Below are 25,853 nucleotides of genomic sequence, written 5' to 3'. Positions count from 1 at the left end.
ACCAACATGCACGTCCGCGAACGATGCCATTGCACGACATGCCCGTTTTGGCGCTACCGCTTGCTCACATCCGGCACATCCACCCCTGCCGTGCGCGCAACGTTGTACCAGCGGATCGACTCCGCGTAATCGCGTGGCACGTCGCCCGAACCGTTTCCGTAGATGTCGCCCAATTGCTTCGCCGCCTGACCGCTGCCGCCACGTGCCGCGCGTTTGTAGAGCCGTACCGCGTCGTTGAGCTTGCCCTCGCCTTGCAGCTTTGCCGCCTGCGCAAGCAGGTCGGCGGACGAGACTTTTGGCTCGGCAGCGGGTGTTGTGTCGGCCGGTTTGGCGGCGAGCGCGGGCGCGGTTGTGCCAGGCGCCGTTGTCTGTGTGTTCGCCCCGTTCGCCGCATTTGCCTGCGACGATGCAGTTGATCCAGGCGACGTGGCGGCATGCGCCGCCGTCGCGCTGCTGACTGCCGCTGCAGCTTGAGCTGCGGTAGTACGCGGTGTCTGTGCCTGTGTTTGCGTCGCGGCAACGGCCGTTGATGCCGCCGCCGGCGCAGCATTCGACCTGGCAGGCTTGCTTGTGCTCACCACCGCTTCCGAAGCACGGTTCTTCGCAAGCGCCTCGCGCGTGCGGCGTTCAGCGTCCGCCGCGGATGCAGCCTTCAGACGTGCGGCTTCACGCTGCGCCGTGTTCGCGCTGCTTGCACTGTTCGTGTTCGTGACTGTATTCGCGGCGCCTGAGGCACTCGCATTGCCCGTCTCACCCACAGGCGGTGTTATCGCAACCCGTGCCTCGGCGCCGGATGCGGCACCTTGAGATATGGATGCAGAAGCGGGCTTGCCAGCCACAAGCGATGACCCATTTGCATCGAGCGGCGGCGCCACACTTGCAGCCGGCCCACCGCCGCCCGACGGTACCGGCGTACTCTGCCTGAGCATGAAGTACCCACCGCCGCCCACGGCCAGCACCGCCACCGATGCGACCGCGATCAACGCTATCCTGGCCGGCTTCTTCCCGACCGGCGCAACCCGCATCGATCCATCGCCCAGGGCCGCCGGCATGCCAGGCAGATCAGGCCGGTCAAGCGCGAGCCGCGTGCCCCCTTCCGCTACACCCTCGCCGCGCACTCCGGAGCGCGAAGCCGCCGAATCATCGCCATGCAGCTTCGCCAGCTTGCGGCGTGCGAGATCGGCATAGGTCCCGTTCGGAAACTTCGCGATATACAGCTCGAATTCGTCCGGATCGCTGCTGTCCTTGATCGTCTTCCAGAACTCGATCTCGACGGCACTCGAATCGTTCGCGCCGCGCGTACCGCGTGCCGCGCCGGTTTCGCCCGGCGGTCGTGCGCGCGCCGCGGCCACCGCGAGCATAGTCGCCTCGTCTTCGTCGATCGCCTGACCGGCAAGTGCACGCTGCAAGTCTTCCTTGAAGGCTCGTGCGTACGGGTAACGTTCCTCGGGATTCTTCGCGAGCGCTCGGAACACGATCGCGTCGAATACGGGATCGAGTGCCGGATTCTGCACCGACGGCGGCACCGGGTCGTCCTGGATGATCTGACGCTGCACGGCCCAGTGACCGTCGCCGACAAATGGGCGTTTCATGGTCAGCAACTGATACAGCACGATGCCGACCGCGAAGATGTCCGAGCGCGTGCCGACCGGATTGCCCATCGCCTGCTCGGGCGACATATAGCTAGGCGTGCCGACCATCGTACCGGCCTGGGTGCCGTCGCTGCCGGTATCCGACAGACGCGCGACGCCGAAGTCGGTCAGCTTCACCCGCATCTGCGCGTCGAGCATCACGTTCGCCGGCTTCACGTCGCGATGCACGATGCCTTGCTCGTGCGCGTAGCCAAGCGCGTCGAGCAATTCGCCGGTCATGCGCACCGCGTCTTTCACCGCGAATTGCGTGCCCTTGTCGAAGTACGCCTTGAGCTCCTCGCCGCGAATCAGCTCCATCACGATATAGGCGACGTTGTTCTCTTCGCCGAAATCGAATACGCCGACAATATGCGGATGATTCAGGCGGGCGACGGCCTGCGCCTCGCGCTCGAAACGCACCTGATATTCGGCCGCCATTTCCGGATCGGAAAGCTGGCTCTTCAGAATGGTCTTGATCGCGACAGGCCTGTTCAGTTTCGGGTCGACGCCTTCGTAGACGACGCCCATCGCGCCGCGCCCAAGCACGCGCCGGATCTGATATCTGCCGAGTTGTTGTAGCTCTTCCATCGCTGCGGCCGCTCAAGGCGGCGTGCCTCCCATGAAAACATGCGGAAGATCGATCGACTCGCCGGACTCGCGCGCCCGGCGCTGCCAGTACACGGCACACGCATAGTCGCGCGCGACGTCGCCCTCGCCGCCATACAGATTGCCAAGACGTTTTTGCGCGGGGCCATAGCCCGCAACGGCGGCGACGCCGTACCAGCCAAGTGCTTCTTCGAGCCGGCCGGCTGCGTCGTACAACTGCGCGCAGTGATAGGCCGCGAGCCGGTCCAGCGCGGCGCTGGGTTGCCCGGCGCAGCGTGGATCGTCCATGCGCGCGAGCGGCAGGTGGTGGGACGTCTCGGGCGTTTTTTTCTGCACGTGCGCGGGTGGACCTACCGGGTAGCCGAGCGGGCACGCCACTTGTGGCTCCGCGGCGAGAACGGAGACAACGGAGACAACGGAGACAGTCGCCGCGGCCGCGACCGCGGCAGCCATCCTCCACGCAGTTGCGGTGAGTAATGCTGTGATCGCCCGCTCCAGGAACGGTGTTGCAAACGACCTTGCAAGCAATCGTGCGAACGGTCTCACGGGTTAGCTCCCGGACAAGCCTCGGCAGCACGCAAGCGCACGCTCTCGTCGTGCGGTTCGGCGACGGCATGATCGGCGAGCCGGCACGGGGCGGGCTGGCGCACCTCGAGGTCGCCCTCATGCGGATAGGTCTGAACCTGCTCGAGGTCGCCGGCGAATCCGTACTTCACCTTCAACGTGAATTCGTCCTCCTGATGCATCTGATTCACCATCGCCGACTGAATCCCCGCCTGCACGGAGGAAATTGCGCTGACCAGCACGTTGTTGCCGATGCAGGGCCCCATGTTGACGCGCGCGCAGTTGACCTTGGTGCCGATCGCGAAGCGGGTTTGCTGACCGTCCGGCAGCAGGAAAAACGCGTCGTAGCCGGACACGAGCGACAGCTTGCCGACGTTGTTCAGAACGAATTCGCCCGGCAGCGCCGCGCCGATGTTCTGGTTTTCCTTCGCCGTGAGCGTGATGCTGTTCGCGCTCACCGACGCGCCGCTCGCGGTGGTGACAGGGCCGCCCGCGACAATCGTCAACGCGTCGCCGATCACCGTGCCGCCAAACGTCGTGGCGCCGCCGCTGGTGGTCGACAATGCACCCGCCGTGCCGGAGACAGTGAGCGCGCCACCCGCCGTCACGTTCATCGTGCCCGGCGTCGAGAGCGCCAGGGCAAGATCCTGCGCGCTCGTGAGCGAGCCGCCTGCGGCGCGGGCCGTAACCAGGGCACCGAACGTGTTGGCCAGATCGAGGACCAGATTGCCGTTCGGCGTGCTGAGCGTGGTCGTGCCGCTCACCTGCAGCGCGCCGGTCTGCGTGATGTCGCCACCCGCGCTCGCGTTCAGCGACGCGAGGCTGGATGCGCCGAAGTTCAGCGCGCCCGCGCTGTTCACGCTGGCCGCACCGCCGCTCAATTGCAGCACGCTGCCGAATTGATTGGACTGGTTGAGCGTAATCGCGGCGCCGCCGGTCGTCGCGATCGAAGTCGTACCGGTGATCGTCGCGGCAGCAGATTGCGTGACAGTGCCATCCGATTGCAATGTCAGATTCGCGAGCGTCGTGGTGCCGAGCTGGATACCGCCCGTGTCGGCGCTGAGCGCGAGCGAGCCGCCGCCGCTGAAGGTGCTGGCGCCGGTGAAATGATTGAAGGCGTTGGTGGCGTTGAGCGTCGAGCCGGTGCCAATGCTGAAGGTAGCGCCGCGCACATTGAGCGCGCCCGACAAGGTATTGAGACCGCCGCTCGCGACCAGCGTGCTGCCGCCCAGCAGACTGAGGTTGTTGCCGAGCGTAGCGCCGGCGAGCGCGAGCGTGCTGCCGCCGTTCACCGTCGCGAGACCGCTACCGAGCGAACCGCCGGCGCCCACGGCCAGCGTGCCTTGCGCGATCGACGTGCCGCCGGTATAGCTGCTGGCGCCGTTCAACGTGACAAGGCCCGCGCCCTGCTTGGTTAGCGACTGCCCCGTGCCGTCGTCGCGAATCACGTTATTGACGGTGAGCGTTGCGCTCGATGCCGCCGATACCGTGCTGCCGCCGCCGCTCAGCATGACGGTCCCGTTCGCGACACCATTACCGGTTGTCGTTTCCAGGGTGCCGCCCGCCAGCGTGACAGCATTGGCCAGCGTGTTCTGCAGATCGAGCGATGCGCCGCTGCCGACTGTGATCGTGCCGGTCTGCGCGCCTGCCGTGCCGCTGTTCTTCAGTGCGAGCGTGCCGCCTGCCACGGCGGTGCCGCCGGTATAGGTCTGAGCCGTATCGAAGCTCAACGTACCCGTGTTCTGCTTGCTTACCGCGCCGCCGCCACTGATCGCACCGTTGAAGGTGCTGTCCGATGCCTGGTCAAAGACGAGCCGTGTGCCGCCGGCGAGCGCAATGTTGCCGTTCAGGCTGGCCGTATTGCCTTGCAGCGTGCCGCCCGTCACGCTCGTACCACCCGTGAAGCTGCTGATGCCGTTCAGCGCCACGAGGCCCGCCCCGCTGACGACCACTACCCCCGCCGATGTGCCGTTGCCAAGCGCGCCGTTGATCGTGAGCGTGGCATTGTTGCCGGTCGCGAAGCCGTTGCTGCCGTTGAGCGTCACCGCGCCGTTCACGATGCCGCTACCCGTGGTCGTCTCCAGTGTGCCGCCGTTCAGCGTCACTGCGTTCGCCACCGTATTCTGCACGTCCAGCGCCGCGCCGCCGCCCACCGTGATCGCGCCGGTCGAAGCGCCGGCTGTGCCGTTTCCTGTCAGGGCCAGCGTGCCGTTCGTCACGCTGGTGCCGCCGGTATAGGTTTGATCCGTACCGAGCGTCAGCGTGCCGCCGTTCTGTTTAGTGACCGCGCCGGCGCCGCTGATCGTGCCGTTGAAGGTGCCGTTCGATGCCTGGTCGAACACCAGACCCGTACCGCCGGCGAGCGCGATATTGCCTTGCAGGCTGGCCGTATTGCCCTGCAGTGCGCCGCCCGTGACCGTCGTGCCGCCGCCATAGCTCTGCGTGCCGTTGAGCGTTAGCGTGCCGCTACTCTGTTTCGCGACCGCGCCGGCACCGCTGATCGAACCATTGAAAGTGCCGTTCGCCGCCTGCTGGAACACCAGCGTCGTGGCGCTCGCGAGACCGATGGCGCCGTGCAGACTGCCGGCGTTGCCTTGCAGCGTGCCGCCCGTCACCGCTGTGCCGCCGCTATAGGTGTTGAGCCCGGTCAACACCACGGTTCCCGGTCCGCTGACCGTCAGTGATCCTTGCGAAGCACCATCGTCGATGACGCCGTTCACCGTCAGCCTGGCGCCGTTTCCGGTGGCGAACGCGTTGCCGCCGTTCAGCGTGACGAGGCCGTTCACGATGCCGGTGCCGCTTGTGGTTTCAAGCGTGCCGCCGCCGTTCAGCGTCAATGCGTTGGCGAGCGTGTTCTGCAGATCCAGCGCGGCGCCGTTGTTCACCGTGATCGCGCCTGTCGAAGCGCCGGCTGTGCCGTTACCGCTCAGGGCCAATGTGCCGCCGTTGATTGTCGTACCGCCGCTGAAGGTGTTGACGCCGGTCAGCGTCACCGTGCCCGCGCCGTTCACAGCGAGCGCGCCCGCCGGCGTGCCGTCGGCAATGACGCCATTGATGGTCAGCCCCGCGTGATTGCCCGTCGAAAGGATGTTGCTGCCGTTCAACGTCACCTGGCCGTTCACGATGCCCGCGCCGGTCGTTGTCTCCAGTGTCCCGCCGTTTAACGTCACCGCATTGGCAACGGTGTTCTGCACGTCCAGCGCTGCACCGCTGCCGACTGTGATCAAGCCCGACTGAGTTCCGGCCGTTCCGTTTCCGGTTAGAGCCAGAGTGCCGCCGCTGATCGTCGTGCCACCGCTATAACCTTGCGCCGTGTCGAACGTCAGCGTGCCATTGTTCTGCTTCGTCACCGTTCCGGTTCCGCTGATCGTGCCGTTGAACGTGCCGCTCGATGCCTGATCGAAAACCAGCGCGGCGTTGTTCGTGATGCCGCCTTGCAGGCTCTGCGTATTGCCTCGCAGCGTGCCGCCGCTCACCAGTGTGCTGCCGGTATATGTGTTCACGCCCGTCAGCGCCACCGTCCCCGTCCCGCTCACGGTCAGCGCGCCGGCTGGCGTGCCGTCAACGACAGCACCGCTAACCGTCAACGTCGCGTTATTGCCGGTCGAAAATGCGTTGCTGCCGGCCAGCGTCACCTGTCCGTTCACAATGCCCGTGCCGGTCGTTGTCTCCAGTGTGCCGCCATTCAACGTCACCGCATTGGCAAGCGTGTTCTGCACATCCAGCGCCGCGCCGCTGCCGACCGTGATCAAGCCTGACTGAGTTCCGGCTGCTCCGTTGCCGGTTAGCGCCAGGGTGCCACCCGTGACGCTGGTGCCGCCGCCATAACTTTGCGCCGAGTCGAACGTCAGCGTGCCGGTGTTCTGCTTCGTCACCGTGCCGGTTCCGCTGATCGTTCCATTGAACGTGCCATTCGAGGCCTGATCGAAAACCAGCGAAGCATTGTTCGTGATACTGCCCTGCAGGCTCTGTACATTGCCTTGCAGCGTGCCACCGCTCACCAGGGTGCCGCCGGTGTACGTATTGGTGCCGCTCAGCACCACCGTTCCCGGACCGCTGACAGTGAGCGCATTCGGCGACGCGCCGCCGCTGATCACCCCGCTTACCGTTAGCAATGCGCCGGCGCCCGTTGCAAGAGTTCCGTTGCTGTTCAACGCAACAGGTCCGCTCACGCTACCGGTGCCAGTCGTCGTCTCCAGCGTCCCGCCGCTCAACGTCACAGCATTGGCAAGCGTGTTCTGCACGTCCAGCGCGGCACCGCTGTTCACCACAATCGCTGATGTGCCTGCGGTTCCGCCGCCGGTCAGCGCCAACGTGCCCCCGTTGATCGTCGTGCCGCCGCTGAAGGTATTGATGCCGGTCAGCACCACCGTGCCCGCCCCGTTCACGGTCAATGCATTCGGCGACGCGCCGCCGCCGACCGTCCCACTTACCCTTAGCGTCGCGCCGGCGCCGGTTGCAAAAATGCCGCTGGTATTCAGCAGCACCGGTCCGCTCACGATTCCGGCGCCGGTTGTGGTTTCGAGCGTAGCGCCGCCGTTTAATGTCACCGCATTGGCAAGCGTGTTCTGCACATCCAGCGCCGCGCCGCTGCCGACGCTGATCGTAGAAGTGCCGACTGTTCCGCTGCCGGTCAAGGCTAACGTGCCACCCGCGACGCTGGTGCCGCCGCCATAATTTTGTTGGGTGTCGAACGTCAGCGTGCCGGTGTTCTGTTTCGTGACTGCGCCAGTCCCATTGATCGTGCCGTTGAATGTGCCGGTCGATGCCTGATCGAAAACCAGCGAGGCGTTGTTCACAATGATTCCCAACAAACTCTGCGTATTACCTTGCAGCGTGCCACCGCTCACCAAGGTGCCGCCGGTGTAGGTATTGAGGCCGCTCAGCGCCACCGTGCCCGGACCGCTAACAGTGAGCGCATTCGGCGATGCACCGCCGCTAATCGCCCCGCTTACCGTTAGCAACGCGCCAGAACCGGTCGCAAAAATGCCCTTGCTATTGAGCGCAACGGGTCCACTCACCGTACCGGTACCAGACGTCGTCTCCAGTGTCCCGCCGCTCAACGTCACCGCATTGGTAAGCGTGTTCTGCACATCCAGCGCCGCGCCGCTGCCGACGCTGATCGTTGACGTGCCGGCTGTTCCGTTGCCTGTCAGGGCCAGCGTGCCGCCCGTGACGTTCGTGCCGCCGCCGTAATTTTGTTGAGTATTGAACGTCAACGCACCGCTGTTCTGTTTGGTGACTGCGCCGGTCCCGCTGATCGTGCCACCGAACGTTCCTGTCGACGTCTGATCGAAAACCAGCAACGCGTTGTTCGTAATACCGCCGTGCAAACTCTGTGTATTACCCTGCAGCGTGCCGTTGCTCACCAGCGTGTCGCCGGTATATGAGTTCATGCCGGTCAGGACTACCGTGCCCGTACCGCTCGTGGTCAGCGCACCGGGCGACGCACCGTCGACAACCGCACCGCCAACAGTCAGCGTCGCGTTACTGCCGGTTGAAAACGTATTGCCGCCGTTCAGCGTCACCTGACCGTTCACGATGCCCGTGCCGGTCGTTGTCTCCAGTGTCCCGCCGTTTAACGTCACTACATTGGTAAGCGTGTTCTGCACATCCAGTGCGGCACCGCTGCCGACGCTGATCGCCGCCGTACCCGCTGTTCCACTGCCAACCAGGGCCAACGTGCCGCCACTGATTGTCGTTCCGCCACTGAACGTGTTGACGCCGCCTAGCACCACCGTGCCCGGACCGTTGACCGTCAGCGCACCGGCCGACGTGCCATCGCTGACGGCATTGCCGACAGTCAGCGTGGCATTGGCGCCGGTCGAAAATGTATTGCCGCCATTCAGCGTCACCTGACCGTTTACGACACCGTTACCCGTGCTCGTCGCCAGCGTGCCACCGTTCAACGTCACCGCGTTGGCGAGCGTGTTCTGCACGTCCAGCGTCGCGCCGCTGCCGACGCTGATCGCTGAAACGCCGGCCGTGCCGCTGCCTGACATGGCCAGGGTGCCGCCGCTGACATTCGTGCCGCCGCTGTACCCATTAACCTGGCTCAGGTCGAGCGTTCCGCCGGTCAACGTCAATCCGCCAGTACCAACGATCGAACTGCCGCTTGCCTGGGTTATCGTCCCATTCGCGTCCGTCAACCCAAGCGTGATCGCTCCCGTGCCCGCACTCAGGTTGCCAAGCGACATGCCGCCTGCGCCGGCCAGCATCGAGATGTTGCCGCCGCCAGTCGTGAGCGAAAAGCCATTCATCTGAATGGCGTTGCCGGCCTCGAGCGATATCGATCCCTGCGAAGCCGGCGTAGTCGTCGCATTCAGCGCCAGATTCGAGAGGAAGATGATGGAGTTGGTGGCCTGAAGCACGAGATTGGTCGTCGACGAAAGTCCTGCCAGGGTCGACGTCAACACATACGAATCACTCGCGCCCGCGGTGAATGTGCCGGTTCCCGACGCCAGAGTCCCGCAGGTGCCGGGGTCTGCCGCGACGATGCACAGATCGTACGGATCGAGCAGCAAGGTGCCACGTTGGCCATGCGGCGCGCTCAGATCAACCGAGCCGTCCACGACAAACGCCCCCTTGCTCGAAATCTCCGCGTTGCCGCCATTGCCGCCGTTGGCGCCGCCGCGCGACACAATCGCACCTGAAAATTGCGTGCGGTCATTGGACCAGACGACAACCTGTCCGCCATTACCCTGGCCGGTTGCGCTCGCGTCCAGCACGGCCCCTTTTGCAATTGTCGTGGTCGACGCATTCTGCAATGGCCCACCGCCGTGCGCGGCGCCGCCTACCAGGATGGTGCCGCCGCCGAGAGCGCCGGACGTGTCGAGCTTTGCCGTCCCGGCAAGCGCCAACTGAGCGCCGCTCACCGTAATGTCGCCGCCGCGGCCACTCGGCCCTGCGCCGCTTGCGTCGAGCGTGCCGCTGATCGATACGATGCCTTGCGCGCCGCCATTCAGTTGAATGTCTTCACCGTTCGAGCTGATCGACCGCGCACGAATCACACCGCTGCTGTTGATAACGGTATCGAGCGCACTGTCACGCGTCTGCGCGCTCAGCATCACCGGGCCGCCGGAGAAAATGGTGCCGCTGTGGGTAATGCTGGCCTTCAGCGCACTGGCGTCGACACTCACCGACAACGGGCTTTCGGCATCCAGCGTCATGCTGACCCGATCTCCCGCCGCCAGTGCAACGCCGGCCGCCGCGCTCACGTTACCCGCGTTGACGATCTGCGGCGCGATGAAAACCACTGCACCGTCGCGCGCGTTCACCGAACCCTGATTGACGATGCTACCGGCCGAGCCGCCGTTCTGAAACGTATAGCGCCCGGCGAGAAAATCTCTGTCCGAGATACCGAGCGTCGACGCCACGAAACTGCCGGTGTTTACCGATGCCCCCGGCGCAAACAGCACGCCCGCCGGGTTGATGAGAAAGACCTTGCCGGTCGCCGTGAGACTGCCGAAGATCGACGACGGCGAGCCGCCCACGACCCGATTAAGCGCAACGGAACTCGCATTCGGCTGAACGAACGTGACGCTGTTACCGTGACCGATCGAGAAGCTCTGCCAGTTGATGATCGCGTTGCTACTCCCCTGGTTGACCACCAGTTGCTGGCCGTTGGGCTGCGTCACCGTGACATTGCCCGATACCACCTTGGCGCCGGCGGGAAGGGTCTGCGCGAAACCAGTCGCGCTTGTCAGCAGCAGCGCAGACTCCAGTACGAGCGCGCACAGGTATGGCGGCCACGAAACGGCGCGCGTGCCGCAACGGCTCTCGTTAAAGGAACAATCGGAACGACCGGAATCATGCACCGATCCGTTTTTCCGCAGCATCCCGTCTCCCCAGCGCACGGACCTCAGGCCCGCATCAAAAGAACTGCACCCATTGCACCCAGACTCGCGGCGTGTTGTCGTGCGTGTCGGAGGTCGGCTTCCTGCCGCCATGCCACGCGATGCTGGTGCGGAACAGGTACTTGTTCGGCGCGCCGAAATTCATGCCGACGCCGTAGCTCAGCAGGCGCACGCTATTGGACTGGCCGGGATCGGGCGCCGGCGCGTCGCCCGGTTTGGCGTTGGACAGGATGTAGCCGAAATCGAAGAAGCTCGTCAGTACAAAACCGCCGGCGCCGATATGCAAGCCCGGCACCGTGTAGCGCAATTCGAGCGTGCTGGCGAAGCCGTCGTCGCCGATTGCCTCGCCTTCGGGATAACCGCGCACGCGGTTCGCGCCGCCCAGCGAGAACTTCTCCGCCGCGGTCAGATTCTTCGAGGCGGCCTGGCCCGACGCGGAGAAGAACAGGGCGAGATTCGGCGCGAGTTGCTGCAGGCGCTGATAGTCGCCGTAGAACTTCGTGAAGAAGCCGTTGGTGTGATAGCCATTTACGCTGGCGTCGTCGCTTTTCTCGGTGTCGCTGCCAAAGCCGAGTGTGCCGAACATCACGCCGGCGGTGTACACGTTGACATAGCCTGTGCCGCGCGAATCGCCGTTCACCTGAGCCTTCAGCCCAATGATATTTTTCTGCTGCGTGGGCGCGCCGCTCTGCTTGTCGTTCAATTGTTCGTAGGTCAACCCCACCTGAGCGAACAGATTCGAATCCTTGCTGCGCTCGATCGGATGGAGTACGAACAGATTGACGACGTCGGCGGTACCGTGCGCGTTCAGGTCGGCGAACTCCTTGCCGAGCGAATAGTTGAGCCGTCCATAGTCGATGCCCACGCGGGTCCCGAGGTGCCCCACCGGCACGAGATAGCTCACGTCGCCAAAGTCGCTCAGGTTCTGGTTGGTGATGAAGCCTTGCACCGTCAGCAGATCGCCGATCCCGAGCGGACTCACGAGACTGGTCTTAAGCCCCAGGCGATAGGCGCCCGCATAGCGATTGCCGTAGTTGTCCACGTCGACTTCGCCGGTGATCCGCTTGGGCTTTTCGGGCAGCACCTCGACTTCGAGATCGGCGGTGCCGACCTGTGCGCCGCGATTGAGGGTCGAGCGGATCACCGCACCGGGCAGATCGCGAATCAGCAGCAGCGGTGTTTCGACGGATTTCTCCGTAATGACGTCGCCTTCCTTCAGCCGCGCGCGCAGCATGCCCAGCACCTGGTCTTCGGTCACGCGCGCTTCGGGCGGATAAGGATGCTTGACCGTGATCTTGCCGAGGCGCCCTTCGAGAATGCCGATTGTCACGACGCCATCCGAAATATTCTGCTTCGGCAGGAATGCGACTGCAAGGAAGTAGCCCCGCTGGCGATAGAAAGCCTTCACCTTGTCGACGATTTCGTTCAGACCGTCCAGGTCGACTTCGTGAAACGCATACGGCGCAAGCAAGGCGGTCAGCTCCTCGCTCGATATCACGGTGTTGCCGGTAAAGCGAAAACCCTGCGGCGTGAAGCGCAGATCCGGCGCTTCGACTTTCGGCGCCGGCGGCGCCTCGGGCGGCTTGACGACCACGTTCGGGTCGGCAGGCGGCACCTGCGGAGCTGGCTTGATGGCTTCGAGCAATTGCCCTGAAGTCGGCGGAGTTGGCGGAGTCTGTGGGAATGCAGGCCATGCGGCGCACAGGCCTGCCGTCAGCAAGGCTGTGCGATGCAACACGTCAAAGCGCGTCGGCGTCCTGCACGGAAAAAATGGCATTGGATGAAAACCCGGACGGTCCTTTTATGTTTCTTTCGCGTGCGATGCGCCACGCCCCCTGGCTTGCAATTCGCCAAACCCTGCATAACCTGCTGCAAAGTTCTGCGAGTTGCCGCCATGATGGGAAGACCGCGTTTCCGAAACGTTTCCGTCCTTGATCGAAGCGCTTTTCGCGTCTCTAATGTCTGCGCTCGTGAGCGCGGCGCGAGCTTCCTTGCGAAGCTCGCTTCACGGCTGCTGGATCGATTTCGGCACGCCTTCCAGCGCGAGCCGCGCACCGGCGACGCGCTGATGCGCCCATTGCCGCCGTTCGCGCGAGAGCGATTGATAGGCCGCCTCACGCAGCATCGGATGACGGAACGCATAGCAACCCGCGCCCGTTGCAACGATGAGCCGCGCCTGCAAAAGCGTGGTGAGCACCGGCTCGATTTCGCCGACACTGCGTCCCGCCGCGTCAGCCAGCAACGCCGCGGAAAAATCCCTGCCGCTGGCGGCGGCCAGTTGAGCCAGCGGTTTGGCGGCGCCGACCGAATCGATGCGCCCCATCAGCAATTCATGCAGGCACGGCGGCACGGTGTTGGCCGGTACGCGTTCGGCGTCGGCCGCCGCGCGCGCGAGCGCCACCAGATAGAGCGGCACACCGTCGGCACGCCTCGCGATTTGCGCCTCCGTGTCGGGCTCGAGCGCCGCGCCCTGCGTGAGTGTCGCGATCAACTCCAGGCTCGATTCGGGCGACAGCGGTTTGAGCTGGATGCGGGCTATCGCAGTCGTAGACAACCACGGCGCGGCAAAATCGTCGCGCCCGACGAGGATCGGCAAGCGCCGGTGCAGCGGTGTCTCAACGAGGCGCGACACGAGTTGCAAGGTGCCCGGGTCCGCCCATTGCAGATCGTCGAGACAGATGAGGCCGCCATCCGGTACGGTTTCTTCGAGCATCCCGAGCAGGTGATTCACAATCGCTTCGGCCTGGCGCGAAGCGCATTCAAGCCGGTTCGACTGATCGCTGAACGCATCGCCCAAGGCCGCGAATGCTGCTTGAGCACGCGCAGTGTTCGGCACCGTAGCGTCGCGGAGCCAGCGTCGGAATGGATGAAAGAGCGTTGTCGCCGATTCGGGCCGGCAGCGCAGTTCGATCGCCGGTATGCCCCGGCTCTTCACAAACTGCCTGACCAGCGACGATTTTCCTGTCCCCGCGTCACCCGTCATGAGCAGCGCGCGCATCGATAGCTGCGCGCACTGACGCAATGCATGATTCAGTTGCGTCAGTTGCGCATCGCGACCGATCAGCGTGCCGCGCTCCTGCGCCGGCAGCGCAGCATCCAGCGGCATCGCCAGCAGCGCTTCCACTCTTTCGCCGGTGGAGGCATCGCTGACGAACACCTGGCGCACGGCGCGAAAATCGCAATCCGGCAGCAACTCGGCCGTTGCATCGCTCATGAGAACTTCGCCGGCGCGCGCGCTATTGGCAAGCAGGCCGACGATGCGCGTCAGCCGGCAACCGAGATCCGGCTGATTCTCGTGGGCGGCGCTAAGCGTGAGCCCCGTATGAATGCCGAATGCGATATCGACGCCACCGCGATCGGGTGTACCGGCCGCGCCGTCTGCCCGCATCGAATCGCGGCATTCGAGCGCGGCAGTCACGGCCCGGCGGACAGCGCCTTCATGCGTGACCGGAAAGCCGAAGTACGCGAACATGCCGCCGCCTGGCGCATGCACGATATAACCGCCCGCTGCCTGCAGAATCGCTTCGCAGCGCTTGCGCGGGGCCACGAGCGCGGCGGCCCAGCTATCCGGATCGTCGCAGCGCGGCACGGTGAGCTGGCAATAGACGACCGTGATCTGCCGACGCTCCGCCGCCTCGGCGAACATCGGCGCAACCGAACGCGTCGGTGTCGCGACGAGTGCAAGCGTGTCGCGATGCGGGGGGACGTCGAGCGCGGCCCGGCAGTGTTCGAGTTCGGCTTGCGCCTCGGTGCGGCGACCGGCACGCATCAGCAAGCCGATCAGCAACTGCCATGCGGATTCGTCCCAAGGCTCCTCGACCGTCAGGCGGCGAGCATGAGCAGCCGCGCGGGTGAACTCGCCCTGCTGCGCAAATCCTTCGGTAAGGAATCGTCGCAAGCGCGAGATGGCGCAACGATAAGCGACGCGACGCGCGTCCATCCAGCGTTCGAATTCGCCGGCGTCGTCGATCTGGATATCGGCGAGGAATTCCCCTCTGTAGAGCGCGGCGGTTTTGGACAACGCTTCGAGCTGGGCCGGCGCTGCGCCCGCGGCGGTCTCGACGAGCCGGTCGTCGGGCGGCAACTCGCCGATCGCTACGGACAACGCATGAACGTCGACCCATGGCAACGCGTCCGGCCTCAGGCACAGCAGATCACGATGGATCTCGAAGCATTCTTCGCCAAGCGCCGCTTTCACGTCGAACAGAATGCGTTTCAGCTTGCGACGCCCGCTCCCCGGTTCTTCGCCAGGCCATAGCAATTCGGCCAGCCAGTCGCGCGAATGCGCGGCGCCCGGTTGCGACACGAGCCACGCGAGCAGCGCGCGCGACTTGTGATACTTCAGCGGGAGTACGGTATCGCCGCGCTCGATACGCATCGGTCCAAGCAACGCAATGCGGTTTGCATGCGGCACAGCAAGTTCGTCGCTGTCCGCGCGATAACGCTGAAGTAGCGGCAACACGGCCGCCGGTCCTGCTGGATTTGCTTCGATCACGAGCATGTCGTGTCCGCCCCCGCCGTGCGACGCCTCTCAGGTGCGCAGCCCGGACTGGATGCCTGCTCCAGTTAATTGTGGATAAACTCGCCCTGGGTCGGTCCCCGGGGTTAGTGGTCTTTGCTGTTCAGTACTGGCAGGAGGATCGAATCCTGGCTGGAAAGGTCCATGTTTTTATCCCCACGTTTTTATCCCCTTTGTCAGTAGGATTTCTGGTGCCTCTTGCTGCCCCCGGCCCCCAATTGCCCGGTCTCGGCAGGGACTTTTAACAAATAATATTCATCGTACTAATACAAAGTCGGCGCTTGATTTGTATGTCGCGCCGACCTATGCGACGCTCACTGCAGCCGGCCCTGCCGCCTCCAGAAAGGCTGAGCCGGTTTTCGCGCCTCCAGTCCAAACGATCAGCCCGACTCCGCTTACCGGCTCGTGCCGGCGCGCATGCTGCCGCCCAGCACGCCCAGATCGCGCGCCGCCTTGGCTGCTTCGCTGATATGACGAACCCGTAGTTTCTCGACGATCTCCGGATAGATCCTTCGGTGTACCTGGTTTGCAGACAGCTTCAGCACCTGCGCGATAGGTGCGGCTGCCATACCGCGGCTCAACATCTGCAGGACTTCGATATCGCGTGCGGACAGCTTGTATTCGTCGGTAGCCGCGCGCGCACGCGCTTCGGCGCGCCACTCCACCAGTTCGGCCGCCAGCACCCGCAGCGTGTGACGCCGCCTCAGCATCAGATCCTGGCTTCTCGCGTCGCCCATGCCCGCCACCAGCAGGTACGCGACGAAAGTCTCGCCCGCCGTGCGGGCAGGCGATATCACGCCGGCGGCAAAACCCGCCTCGGCAAATGCGTCGAACGCCTGACGCTGCCCGGCGCTGCGGATTTCGATCTGATCGCTCCGGCACGGCTTGCTATTCGAGCGCGCGTACTCCAGAAACAGGTCGTTCATGTACCACCGCCGCTGCACGAACTTTTGCAGCAGCGAGAAGCAGCCTTCCGAAAGGAAGTGACACCAGCTGATACCCTGCTCGCGATCGGACAACTGGTACGACGCGAAGATGTACTTCACCGGCGCTTGCCCGCGCCGGTCGAGCACGGACGATACGAGATGCGCCAGCCTGGGTTCGCTGCGCGTCGCGCGAATCGAATCAAGGTCGCTTAAGCCCATTTGCAAGGCCTTGCCGCTCGCTTCGGCGCGTTCGCGCAGCAACCGGTCATGCCGCTCGAAAGCGCGCTGATAGGCGACCCGCAGCACATCGCGATGAGGATCGCTGGCAACGGCCTCCGTCAAGTCATCCGCGCCGCGAAGCCGCGTCGCAATGGTGATGCACATGCCGTCGGGTTGCACGAGTTGCCGTTCGATCAGTTGTCCATCGGGGCTCGCCATCAACGATAGCCGCAGCCGCTCTTTCGCCGCCCAGGCGGTCTCAACGAACTCCAGGTCCACGGTACAAGATCCCCTTTCGCCGTGCCAGAAGACGCGGGTAGTCCAGCGTTGCCTGAAAATCATGTGCCCGCAGCCGTGGGAGAGATGCGGGGGCGCCGCCTTGCTGCAGGCAGCACATGGACGCGCGATATTCTTATTGCCATCTCAGGTCACCCGTACGTTCGTTTTTCCTCGGACGTTGAACGATGCGGTCTGTCGTGACGTTAGTGCAAAGCGCTGCAATAGAACATACCTGGAAATGAGTATGTCCATACCGCTTCTGAGGCCCGTTCGACATCCGGTCCGCGAATCTTACGAATATTGCAAACATCGCGCATCGGACTAAAGTCCCATGCCGACGATAAAAATCTGTGGGAGACTCCCGCTGCGAACCGGTCGTGACTCAACGCCAAAGGCCCTGGAACAATGAACCGTCAAGCGGCGCCGATCGCCGTGCCCCCTTCCCCTTATGCCGATCAGATTTTTGCGGCGCAGATGGCGGCGCTGCGCCGCAACTTTCCTGTGGCGCTCGCGGGCTCGTTGCTCACGGTCGGCCTGATCGTCGTTGTATTACACGGTAATTTTTCGCTGCGCGAACTGCTTGCCTGGTTCGCCGCGAATGCGTTAGTCACGCTCACGCGTGCGGTGCTGGTGGCGCGTTATGACCGCGCGAGCCGGCAGATGATGTCACTGCGGCGCTGGGAACGTTCGATACGCTGGTGTACCGCGCTCGCCGGCGCGCTCTGGGGTCTGCCGTATGCGTACTGGCTGTTTCATGCGCCTTTCGAACAGCAGATGTTCCTGATCATCGGTCTGCTCACGCTCGGCACCGGCGCCATTTACGCGTATTGCATTCATCTGCCGCTGCTGTATGCGTTCGAAGTGCCCTATTTCGTGCCGTCGTTCGTCGCGCTTTGCTTGCTGCCGGGCACGATCGCCCATGCGCTTGGACTCGCGGGTGTGTTGTATCTGGCCGTCACGTTCGCCTTTGCGCATCGCATGTACCGGACGCAACTCGACTCGCTGCGCATCCGCTTCGAGAACACCGACTTGCTGCAACGTCTGGCGGTCGAGAAAGAAGCGGCTGAACGCAGCAATCTGGCCAAGTCGCAATTTCTCGCCTCGGCGAGTCACGATCTGCGTCAGCCGGTCCACGCGCTGAGCCTGTATGTCGGAGTCCTGCGCGAACAGCAACTGAATGCAAAGAGCCGCCAACTGGTCGATCACATCGGCCGGGCGACCGCGGCGATGGGTAGTCTGTTCGATGGCCTGTTGAACATCTCGCGTCTCGATGCCGGCGTCATCAAACCGCGACGCCGCCATTTCCCGATCGACTCGCTGCTCGATCAAATTCAACGCGAATATGCACCGCAGGCGGCGGCACGTCGGCTTATCCTGCGTTTGCATTGCAGCGGCGCGCCTGCGGTCTATTCCGATCCCGTGCTGCTCGACCGCGTTCTGCGCAATCTGGTCGACAACTCAATCCGGCACACACGGCAAGGCGGCGTGTTGATCGCGTGCCGTCAGCGCGGCACGACGTTGCGGGTGGAAGTGTGGGATACCGGCGTCGGCATCGCGCCGGAAGAGCACGAGAGCATCTTTCTCGAGTTCCGCCAGCTGAGCAACCCGGAACGCGACCGCAACAAAGGACTGGGGCTCGGCCTTGCTATCGTGCGCCGCACCGCCGACCTGCTCGGCCATCCGCTCGAATTGCGTTCCCGGCCCGGACGCGGCAGTGTGTTCGCGATCACGTTGCCGGTCGGCGAGACAGCGGCAGCCGCACCGCTGCCGCTTACCGCCGATGCGGAAATCGGCGCCGGTGACCACAAGCAACGTCTCCAGGGGCAACTGATCTTTGTCGTCGAAGACGACGCGGACAATCTGCAGGGTCTACGACTGCTGCTCGAAACCTGGGGCTATCGGGTGATGGTCGGCGGCAGTGGCAATGAGATCCTGCAGGCGGCAGCCGACGCCGCCGGGAAGCCGGCGCTGATCGTATGCGACTTCCGGCTGCGCGATCATGAGACCGGCATCGAGGTTATTGACCGACTGCATGAAGAGTATGCAGACGACACGATCCCGGCGATGCTGATTAGCGGCGACACCGATCCGTCGCGGTTGATCGAAGCGTCCGCGCGCGCGTGGCCGCTGCTGCACAAGCCGGTCGACTCGGTTCATCTGCGTCATGTGATTACGGAGTTGCTCGCACCCGCCGCACGCGAACGGAACGGCAACACCGTCTAGCGCGTCAGGTCGGCTTGCCGAATAGCCCGGCACGGCGCGCGATAAGTACCGCTTGCGTGCGATTGATTACGCCGAGCCCGGCCAGGATCGCCGTCATATGCGCCTTGACGGTTTTCTCGCTAGTGCCCAGACGCGTGGAGATTTCGCTATTGCGCAAGCCGTCGCAGACGAGCCGCAACACTTCGATCTGCCGTGGCGTCAATGCGCTTAGCAAGGCTGCGTCGTCGGATTGAGAGAGGCGGCGCCCGTTCGTTTCGATGGCCGCGTAGGTGTCCGGCACGATCTGTTTGCCTTCGATCACACCATTGAGCGCTTCCAGCAATGTCTTGCTCGAAGCCGATTTGTGAATGAAGCCCTGGGCGCCGGCTGACAACGCGGCGTGCACGTCATCAGGGTCCTCCGACGCGGACAGCACGAGTATGTGAACGCCCGGACGCGCCTGCCGAAGACGCCGTAGCAAGACGCTGCCCCCTACGTCCGGCAAGTAGTAGTCCATCATCACAACGCTGATCCCGCTGTGCGCTTCGAGTTCGGCAATGGCCTCGCTGCCATTGGAGACAGCGTGCACGGTGAAATCGGGCGCGGCTTGAGTGAGCGCGAGGACGAGCCCTTCGCGAAACATTGCGTGATCGTCGATCAACAGAACTGCTCGCATCGGATCCTCGGTCTCCGTGGATGGGCCAGGCGGCGCTCAGGTTGTAGTCAGGCGGTAGTCGGGCAGTAGTCTGGCAGGAAGCGGGACAGGGTAGAACAGAAACCGCCAGGAAACGAAAAAGGCCTTACAAGCATTGCTTGTAAGGCCTTGATTTCTTTGGTCGGGGCGAGAGGATTTGAACCTCCGACCACCTGCACCCCATGCAGGTACGCTACCAGGCTGCGCTACGCCCCGAACAGCTAAAAATTATAACAGACACTTCAGGCGATTAGAACTGTCCGAGCCCAACAAAGCCAACTAGTGGCCCAACAGATCGATCACGTGCAGCAACTCTTTGCGCAACTGCTCCACGTCTACCGCAGCCGTTTTTGCTGCTGGTGCCGCTGCACCCTCACCTTCCTCGACGATCTCAGCAGGCGCATTGTGAGCGCCACCGCCGTGCGAATCCAGCCGATTGCGCGCACCGTTGATCGTAAAGCCCTGCTCATACAACAACTCGCGAATCCGCCGGATCAGCAGCACCTCATGATGCTGGTAGTAACGGCGATTGCCGCGCCGCTTGACCGGCCTCAACTGCGTGAACTCCTGTTCCCAGTAGCGCAGCACATGCGGTTTCACACCGCATAGTTCGCTGACCTCACCAATCGTGAAGTAGCGCTTCGCCGGAATCGGAGGCAAGACGACTTTTTCGATCGTCGCTGTCATCGTCAGTTAGCCGTCGTGGTGGGTTGCGCAGGGACGCGCCAGTCGATCAGCGCGTAAAGCTCGCTTCAGCGCCGTTCTCGACCAGCGCTTTCAGCTTTTGACTTGCATGGAACGTCACAACGCGGCGCGCGGCAATCGGAATCGCCTCGCCGGTCTTCGGGTTTCTGCCGGGACGCTGGGGTTTGTCGCGCAACTGGAAGTTGCCGAACCCCGACAGCTTCACGCTATCGCCACTCTCAAGCGCGTCGCGGATCACCTCGAAGAATGCTTCGACCATGTCTTTCGCTTCCCGCTTGTTGAGCCCGACATTGTCGAACAGCAACTCGGCAAGTTCAGCTTTGGTCAGCGTCGGCGTTTCGGTAGAAACGGCCGCGGGTGATGTCGGAATATCGCGAATCATGGCGCTACGCTGCGCCGTAAGAAGGGCTTCGAAATCACTCGAGTTCATTTCATTCATATCTATCAAATGGCGCGCCAAGCAGAAACGGAAGTTGCGGAAAAATGCCGTGCAAATGTTAACTGCGGGTTATCCACGCAACCGTGCGCCATATACTCGAGCCAGACGTTCCACCAGAGTTTGAATGGCCAGATCGACCGTTTCATCCTGAAGGGTCCCGCCAGTATCTTGCAAGGTCACACGGAACGCAAGGCTTTTCTCATGCGCGGCCAGACCACCGGAAGTGTTTGATTTTGGACGGAATTCGTCAAAAAGCGCAACCTTCTGGATAGCCTTGCAGGCCGGTTCGGATTGAGCCTTCTGAAGCTCGTCCAGCAGCGCCTGCACCTCGATTTTCTGATCGACGACTACCGCAATATCACGCCGTACCGGTGGGAATTTCGACACCTCCGCCGGCGTGGGCAATACCCGCTGCATTAATGCTTCCGCTTCGATTTCAAACAGAATTGGCGCATGCGGCAAATCATACTTTTGCATCCAGCGCGGATGCAATTCGCCAATCCAGCCCACTGCGCGGCCATTCAGTTCAATACGCGCACTGCGGCCCGGATGCAATGCCGGATGCTCCGCTTTCACGAAGCTCGCCACGGCCGGCGCAAGCACCGCTTCCAGATCGCCCTTCACGTCGAAGTAGTCGACCGGGCGCGTTTGCGCACCCCATTGCTCTTCCAGAGCGGGACCATAGGCGAGGGCGCCGATCATCTTCGGCTGAGCAAAACCTTCCACCGTCAGTTCACCCGCCTTGATCGACGGATCGTGCAGGAATACGCGGCCGGCTTCGAACACGCGCACGCGGTCGGCCGCGCGACGGTTCAGGTTGGTGCGCAATACATTGATCAGGCTGCCGAACAGCGTGGTACGCATCACCGACAACTGGCTTGCAATCGGATTGAGCAGACGTACCGGCCTGTCGTTGCCGGCGAAATCCTGCTCCCACTCGGCGTCCACGAAACTGAAGTTGACCGTTTCCGCGTAGTCGCGTGCGGCGAGCGCGTGACGGATCACGTGAATCGAGCGCTTCGTTTCGTTGGTCGGCAGCATTTCGCTGGTGGCGACCGGCGGACGCGCGGGGATCTTTTCGAAGCCGTAGATACGCGCGACTTCTTCGATCAGGTCTTCTTCAATTTCGATATCGAAGCGGTATGACGGCGGGTTCACCGCGAAGGTATCGCCGTCGCGTTCGAACGTCAGGCCGAGGCGCGTGAAGATCTGCGCGATTTCGTCCGCGTCGATCTTGATGCCGATAATGCGGTTCGCACGCGAGACACGCATCTTCACGGGCTCGCGCTTCGGCACGTTGACGATCTGATCGTCGACCGGGCCGGCTTCGCCGCCGCAGATATCGAGAATCAGTTGCGTAATGCGTTCGATGTGCTCGACGGTGGTCGCGTAATCCACGCCGCGCTCGAAGCGATGTCCGGCATCAGTCGAGAAGTTGTACTTGCGCGAGCGGCCACGAATGCTATCGGGCCACCAGAACGCGGCTTCGAGATAAATGTTGGTGGTGTCGAGCGTCACGGCGGTGCTGTCGCCGCCCATGATGCCGGCGAGGCTCTCGATGTGCTGTTCATCGGCGATCACGCCGACGGTTTCATCGAGTTCGACGGTACTGCCGTTCAGCAGTTTGAGCGTTTCGCCCTTGCGGCCCCAGCGCACATCCATGCCGCCGTGGATCTTGTCCAGATCGAACACGTGCGACGGACGGCCGAGTTCGAGCATCACATAGTTCGAGATGTCGACGAGCGCGGAAATGCTGCGCTGGCCCGAGCGCTCGAGACGCTGCACCATCCATTGCGGCGATTTCGCGCGCGCATTCACGCCACGAATCACGCGACCCGAAAAACGGCCGCACAGATCGGGAGCCGAGATCTTGACCGGCAATGTTTCGTTGAGCTTCACTTCGGCCGGCTTGATCTCGAGCGGACGCAGCGGCGCGCCGGTAATCGCCGAGGTTTCGCGCGCCACGCCAAACACCGACAGGCAGTCCGCCTTGTTCGGCGTCAGCTTGATTTCGAAAATCGTGTCGTCGAGATTGAGCGTTTCGCGAATGTCCTGGCCGATCGGCGTAGCTTCCGGCAGGATCATCAGGCCGCTATGATCTTCCGAGAGCTTCAACTCGCGTGCCGAGCAAAGCATGCCCTGACTTTCCACCCCGCGCAGCTTCGAGAGCTTGATCGCGAACGGCGCACCGCCCTCTTCGGCCGGCGGCAGTTGCGCGCCTACCAAAGCGACCGGCACCTTGATGCCCGGCGCGACATTCGGCGCACCGCACACGATGTTCAGCGTCGCGCCGGTGCCGGCGTCGACCTGACACACGTTGAGCTTATCCGCATCCGGATGCTTGACGACCTCCAGCACCTGGCCGACGACGATCTTCGAGGTCGGCGGCGCGGCCGGCCGCAGGTCTTCGACTTCGAGACCCGCCATCGTCAAAGCGTGCGACAGTTCATCGGTCGTCAGTTGCGGATCGACAAAGGTTCTCAGCCAGGATTCCGGGAATTGCATGGTTCTGTGTACGTTCTGATCAGGTTAGGTCCATGTCCGGCAAGCGGCCCATTGATTCGCTGGGCACTGCCGGGGACGCTGCTGGCGGCACGCACTGCGTGCGATGCCGCGCTCTATGCTAGTCGCGTTCGTACGCGCCGGTTCACGCGAATTGACGCAGGAAACGCAGGTCGTTTTCGAAGAACAGACGCAGGTCTTGCACGCCGTAACGCAACATGGTGAGCCGTTCGAGGCCGCTGCCGAAAGCAAAACCGATGTAGCGTTCGGGGTCGAGGCCCATGTTGCGGATCACCGTGGGGTGAACCTGGCCGGAACCCGAAATTTCGAGCCACTTGCCGGCGTTCTTGCCCGTTTCGAACAGCATGTCGATTTCAGCCGACGGTTCGGTAAACGGAAAGTACGACGGACGGAAGCGCACCTGAATATCGTCGCGCTCGAAGAATTTCTTAAGAAAGTCGGAGTAGACGCCCTTCAGATCCGCGAAGCTGATGTTCTCGTCGATCCACAGGCCTTCGACCTGATTGAACATGGGCGAGTGAGTCGCGTCGCTGTCCACACGATAGGTGCGGCCCGGCACGATCACCTTGATCGGCGGCGTGTTGGTACGCGCGTAGCGCACCTGCATCGGGCTGGTATGCGTGCGCAACAGCAATTGACGGCCGTCGGCATCTTTGCCGTCGACGTAGAAGGTGTCCTGCATCGAACGCGCCGGATGGTTTTCCGGGCTGTTCAGCGAGGTGAAGTTGTACCAGTCGGTTTCGATCTCGGGGCCGTCGGCCACGTCGAATCCGATCGTACGGAAAATCTGTTCGACGCGCTCCCATGTGCGCATCACCGGGTGCAGGCTGCCCGCACCGGTGCCGCGGCCGGGCAGCGTAACGTCGATGGCCTCGGCGGCGAGGCGCTGGTTCAGCAACGCGTCGGCCAGCGCCTGACGGCGGGCCGTCAACGCGGCTTCCACCTGCTGCTTGACGAGGTTGATCCGTGCGCCTTCGGTCTTGCGCGTTTCGGGGTCAAGTTTGCCAAGGCCCTTCAACAGCTCGGTCAGCGCACCCGATTTACCGAGAAAGCGGGCTTTCTCGTTCTCGAGGGTGGTGACGTCGGAGGCTTCTGCGAAGGCTTTTTGCGCGTCGGCGACAATCTGGTCCAGATCCATTGATCCCATCATTTCAACGTCAGTGTTCAATCGTTGCAAAACTGGTTCTACCAACAAAAACGGGGCTCGGTGAGGAGCCCCGTTTTTGTTGCAGCGTCACCGAAACTACCGGATGTTCGCTGCAACGAACCACGCAGTTTAATTGCCCAAAGCGCAATCAGGCTGCAACGGCGGCTTTCACCTGCTGAACGATCGCAGCAAAAGCAGCCTTGTCGAACACAGCCATGTCGGCCAGCACCTTGCGGTCGAGTTCGATCGAAGCCTTCTTCAGGCCGTTGATGAACACGCTGTACGTCATGTCGTGCTGACGCACCGCCGCGTTGATACGCGTGATCCACAATGCGCGGAACACACGCTTCTTGTTGCGGCGATCGCGGTAGGCGTATTGGCCTGCGCGCATGACCGCCTGCTTGGCGATGCGATAGACGTTATTGCGACGGCCGCGGTAACCCTTGGCCAGCTTGATGATCTTCTTGTGACGGGCCCGTGCGGTAACCCCACGTTTTACTCGAGGCATGTCTTGCTCCTATGAGTGTCGGTTAAGGGTTAAGCGAACGGCAGCATTGCGCGCACGGAGTTCATATCTGCTTCATGAACTGCCGTCGAACCGCGCAAATGGCGTTTGTTCTTGGTGGTCTTCTTGGTAAGAATGTGGCGCTTGAAGGCTTGACCGCGCTTGACGGTACCGCCCGGACGCACCACGAAGCGCTTTGCAGCACTCTTCTTGGTCTTCATCTTCGGCATGACAACTCCATTATTAGATGGATATGGGTGTGCGGTCGGCCAGATGGCCATTACCCGCCCTTCGAAACCCATTCCACTTGGTATGCAGACCGCCGGCAAGTGAGAATGCCGCCGGCAGCCGCTTTTCAGGACACAGTGCCCATTTGCATGGACACCGATCCGAAACCTGCCGATACCGCACCGGACACCCGGCACAGCACCGTTCAATCTTTCACAATGACAACCAGAGCGCGCGCCACACGGCGCGCCGCCGCTCCAATCGCTTACTTCTTTTTCTTCGGCGCGAGCACCATGATCATCTGGCGCCCTTCCATTTTCGGCATCTGCTCGACCTGACCGACTTCGTCGAGGTCAGCACGCAGACGCTCGAGCATGCGCATACCGATTTCCTGGTGAGCCATTTCGCGGCCACGGAAACGCAACGTGATTTTCGTCTTGTCGCCGTCGTCGAGGAAGCGGATGAGGTTACGCAGCTTGACGTTGTAATCGCCGTCATCGGTACCCGGGCGGAATTTGACTTCCTTGACCTGGACCACCTTCTGCTTGAGCTTGGCCTCGTGCTGCTTCTTCGCTTCCGAGTACTTGAACTTGCCGTAATCCATCAAACGGCAGACCGGCGGAACCGCTTGCGGAGCGATTTCGACCAGATCCACATCTTGCTGTTCCGACATGCGGAACGCATCAGCGAGTTTCACGATGCCGAGCGGTTCGTTCTCGACTCCGACCAGACGCACCTCGGGTGCAGTAATCTCACCGTTGATGCGGTGCGCAGACTTATCAGTAGCGATGTTACGTTTCCTCTAAAAAT

Annotated in this window: 15 protein-coding genes and 1 tRNA gene; 1 reads left to right on the top strand and 15 read right to left on the bottom strand. The window is 62.8% G+C overall.

Features of this window, described 5'->3' with window-relative positions:
* Positions 1-53: 53 nt before the first annotated feature.
* From AC57B6_RS28240 to AC57B6_RS28215, 6 genes are all read right to left on the bottom strand, one after another.
* Positions 54-2,219, bottom strand: a complete 2,166-nt coding sequence (locus tag AC57B6_RS28240) for a protein kinase domain-containing protein (RefSeq protein ID WP_496422554.1) — start codon at positions 2,217-2,219, stop codon at positions 54-56.
* Between the two features lie 12 nt (positions 2,220-2,231).
* A complete protein-coding gene (locus tag AC57B6_RS28235) occupies positions 2,232-2,690 on the bottom strand; it encodes an SEL1-like repeat protein (RefSeq protein WP_028200209.1) in 459 nt (152 codons plus the stop codon).
* An 89-nt stretch (positions 2,691-2,779) separates the two neighbouring features.
* Complete coding sequence (locus AC57B6_RS28230; protein WP_496422553.1) at positions 2,780-10,639, bottom strand: autotransporter-associated beta strand repeat-containing protein; 7,860 nt, start codon at positions 10,637-10,639, stop codon at positions 2,780-2,782.
* Between the two features lie 34 nt (positions 10,640-10,673).
* A complete protein-coding gene (locus AC57B6_RS28225; protein WP_496422552.1) occupies positions 10,674-12,302 on the bottom strand; it encodes a ShlB/FhaC/HecB family hemolysin secretion/activation protein in 1,629 nt (542 codons plus the stop codon).
* 360 nt (positions 12,303-12,662) lie between these two features.
* Positions 12,663-15,158 (bottom strand): ATP-binding protein, encoded by a 2,496-nt coding sequence (locus tag AC57B6_RS28220; RefSeq protein WP_496422551.1) that lies wholly within the window; start codon positions 15,156-15,158, stop codon positions 12,663-12,665.
* Positions 15,159-15,571: 413 nt separating this feature from the next.
* Positions 15,572-16,600 (bottom strand): helix-turn-helix transcriptional regulator, encoded by a 1,029-nt coding sequence (locus AC57B6_RS28215; RefSeq protein WP_030101570.1) that lies wholly within the window; start codon positions 16,598-16,600, stop codon positions 15,572-15,574.
* A 405-nt stretch (positions 16,601-17,005) separates the two neighbouring features.
* On the opposite strand from AC57B6_RS28215, the gene AC57B6_RS28210 reads away from it, so the two are divergent.
* A complete protein-coding gene (locus AC57B6_RS28210; RefSeq protein ID WP_496422550.1) occupies positions 17,006-18,823 on the top strand; it encodes an ATP-binding response regulator in 1,818 nt (605 codons plus the stop codon).
* A gap of 4 nt (positions 18,824-18,827) precedes the next feature.
* Here the strand turns inward: AC57B6_RS28210 and AC57B6_RS28205 are convergent, their stop codons facing one another.
* The 9 genes from AC57B6_RS28205 to infC form a co-directional block, all read right to left on the bottom strand.
* Positions 18,828-19,478 carry a response regulator gene (locus AC57B6_RS28205; protein WP_444513038.1) on the bottom strand — a complete coding sequence of 217 codons (651 nt, stop codon included), beginning with the start codon at positions 19,476-19,478 and terminating at the stop codon, positions 18,828-18,830.
* Positions 19,479-19,635: 157 nt separating this feature from the next.
* Positions 19,636-19,712: transfer RNA gene (locus tag AC57B6_RS28200), tRNA-Pro, on the bottom strand.
* Between the two features lie 63 nt (positions 19,713-19,775).
* Positions 19,776-20,183: a MerR family transcriptional regulator gene (locus tag AC57B6_RS28195; RefSeq protein ID WP_028200203.1), complete on the bottom strand. Its 408-nt coding sequence runs from the start codon at positions 20,181-20,183 to the stop codon at positions 19,776-19,778.
* Positions 20,184-20,229: 46 nt separating this feature from the next.
* On the bottom strand, positions 20,230-20,640 hold the full coding sequence (locus AC57B6_RS28190) for an integration host factor subunit alpha (RefSeq protein WP_028200202.1): 411 nt from the start codon (positions 20,638-20,640) through the stop codon (positions 20,230-20,232).
* 69 nt (positions 20,641-20,709) lie between these two features.
* Positions 20,710-23,145, bottom strand: coding sequence for a phenylalanine--tRNA ligase subunit beta (gene pheT / locus AC57B6_RS28185; protein WP_496422549.1), 2,436 nt, complete (start codon positions 23,143-23,145; stop codon positions 20,710-20,712).
* Between the two features lie 142 nt (positions 23,146-23,287).
* Positions 23,288-24,301, bottom strand: coding sequence for a phenylalanine--tRNA ligase subunit alpha (gene pheS, locus AC57B6_RS28180; RefSeq protein WP_028200200.1), 1,014 nt, complete (start codon positions 24,299-24,301; stop codon positions 23,288-23,290).
* A gap of 157 nt (positions 24,302-24,458) precedes the next feature.
* Positions 24,459-24,818, bottom strand: coding sequence for a 50S ribosomal protein L20 (gene rplT / locus AC57B6_RS28175; RefSeq protein ID WP_006052502.1), 360 nt, complete (start codon positions 24,816-24,818; stop codon positions 24,459-24,461).
* 29 nt (positions 24,819-24,847) lie between these two features.
* The gene (gene rpmI / locus AC57B6_RS28170) at positions 24,848-25,045 is read right to left on the bottom strand and encodes a 50S ribosomal protein L35 (protein WP_028200199.1); all 198 of its coding nucleotides are present in this window, start codon (positions 25,043-25,045) and stop codon (positions 24,848-24,850) included.
* Positions 25,046-25,308: 263 nt separating this feature from the next.
* Positions 25,309-25,833 (bottom strand): translation initiation factor IF-3, encoded by a 525-nt coding sequence (gene infC / locus AC57B6_RS28165; protein ID WP_081833249.1) that lies wholly within the window; start codon positions 25,831-25,833, stop codon positions 25,309-25,311.
* Positions 25,834-25,853 lie beyond the last annotated feature (20 nt).

The organism is Paraburkholderia sp. BGA-UO-ETr-F12 (assembly GCF_059567945.1).
The sequence above is the reverse complement of the archived record's forward strand: the minus strand, read 5'-3'. Positions and strand labels throughout refer to the sequence as shown.

What these genes read in the sequence shown, in the direction of transcription:
- AC57B6_RS28195 (WP_028200203.1), bottom strand. Translation starts at nt 20,183, where the DNA reads ATGACAGCGACGATCGAAAAAGTCGTCTTGCCTCCGATTCCGGCGAAG.
- rpmI (WP_028200199.1), bottom strand. Translation starts at nt 25,045, where the DNA reads ATGCCGAAGATGAAGACCAAGAAGAGTGCTGCAAAGCGCTTCGTGGTG.
- rplT (WP_006052502.1), bottom strand. Translation starts at nt 24,818, where the DNA reads ATGCCTCGAGTAAAACGTGGGGTTACCGCACGGGCCCGTCACAAGAAG.
- pheS (WP_028200200.1), bottom strand. Translation starts at nt 24,301, where the DNA reads ATGGATCTGGACCAGATTGTCGCCGACGCGCAAAAAGCCTTCGCAGAA.
- AC57B6_RS28190 (WP_028200202.1), bottom strand. Translation starts at nt 20,640, where the DNA reads ATGAATGAAATGAACTCGAGTGATTTCGAAGCCCTTCTTACGGCGCAG.
- AC57B6_RS28240 (WP_496422554.1), bottom strand. Translation starts at nt 2,219, where the DNA reads ATGGAAGAGCTACAACAACTCGGCAGATATCAGATCCGGCGCGTGCTT.
- AC57B6_RS28220 (WP_496422551.1), bottom strand. Translation starts at nt 15,158, where the DNA reads ATGCTCGTGATCGAAGCAAATCCAGCAGGACCGGCGGCCGTGTTGCCG.
- AC57B6_RS28235 (WP_028200209.1), bottom strand. Translation starts at nt 2,690, where the DNA reads ATGGCTGCCGCGGTCGCGGCCGCGGCGACTGTCTCCGTTGTCTCCGTT.
- AC57B6_RS28210 (WP_496422550.1), top strand. Translation starts at nt 17,006, where the DNA reads ATGAACCGTCAAGCGGCGCCGATCGCCGTGCCCCCTTCCCCTTATGCC.
- AC57B6_RS28230 (WP_496422553.1), bottom strand. Translation starts at nt 10,639, where the DNA reads ATGCTGCGGAAAAACGGATCGGTGCATGATTCCGGTCGTTCCGATTGT.
- pheT (WP_496422549.1), bottom strand. Translation starts at nt 23,145, where the DNA reads ATGCAATTCCCGGAATCCTGGCTGAGAACCTTTGTCGATCCGCAACTG.
- AC57B6_RS28205 (WP_444513038.1), bottom strand. Translation starts at nt 19,478, where the DNA reads ATGCGAGCAGTTCTGTTGATCGACGATCACGCAATGTTTCGCGAAGGG.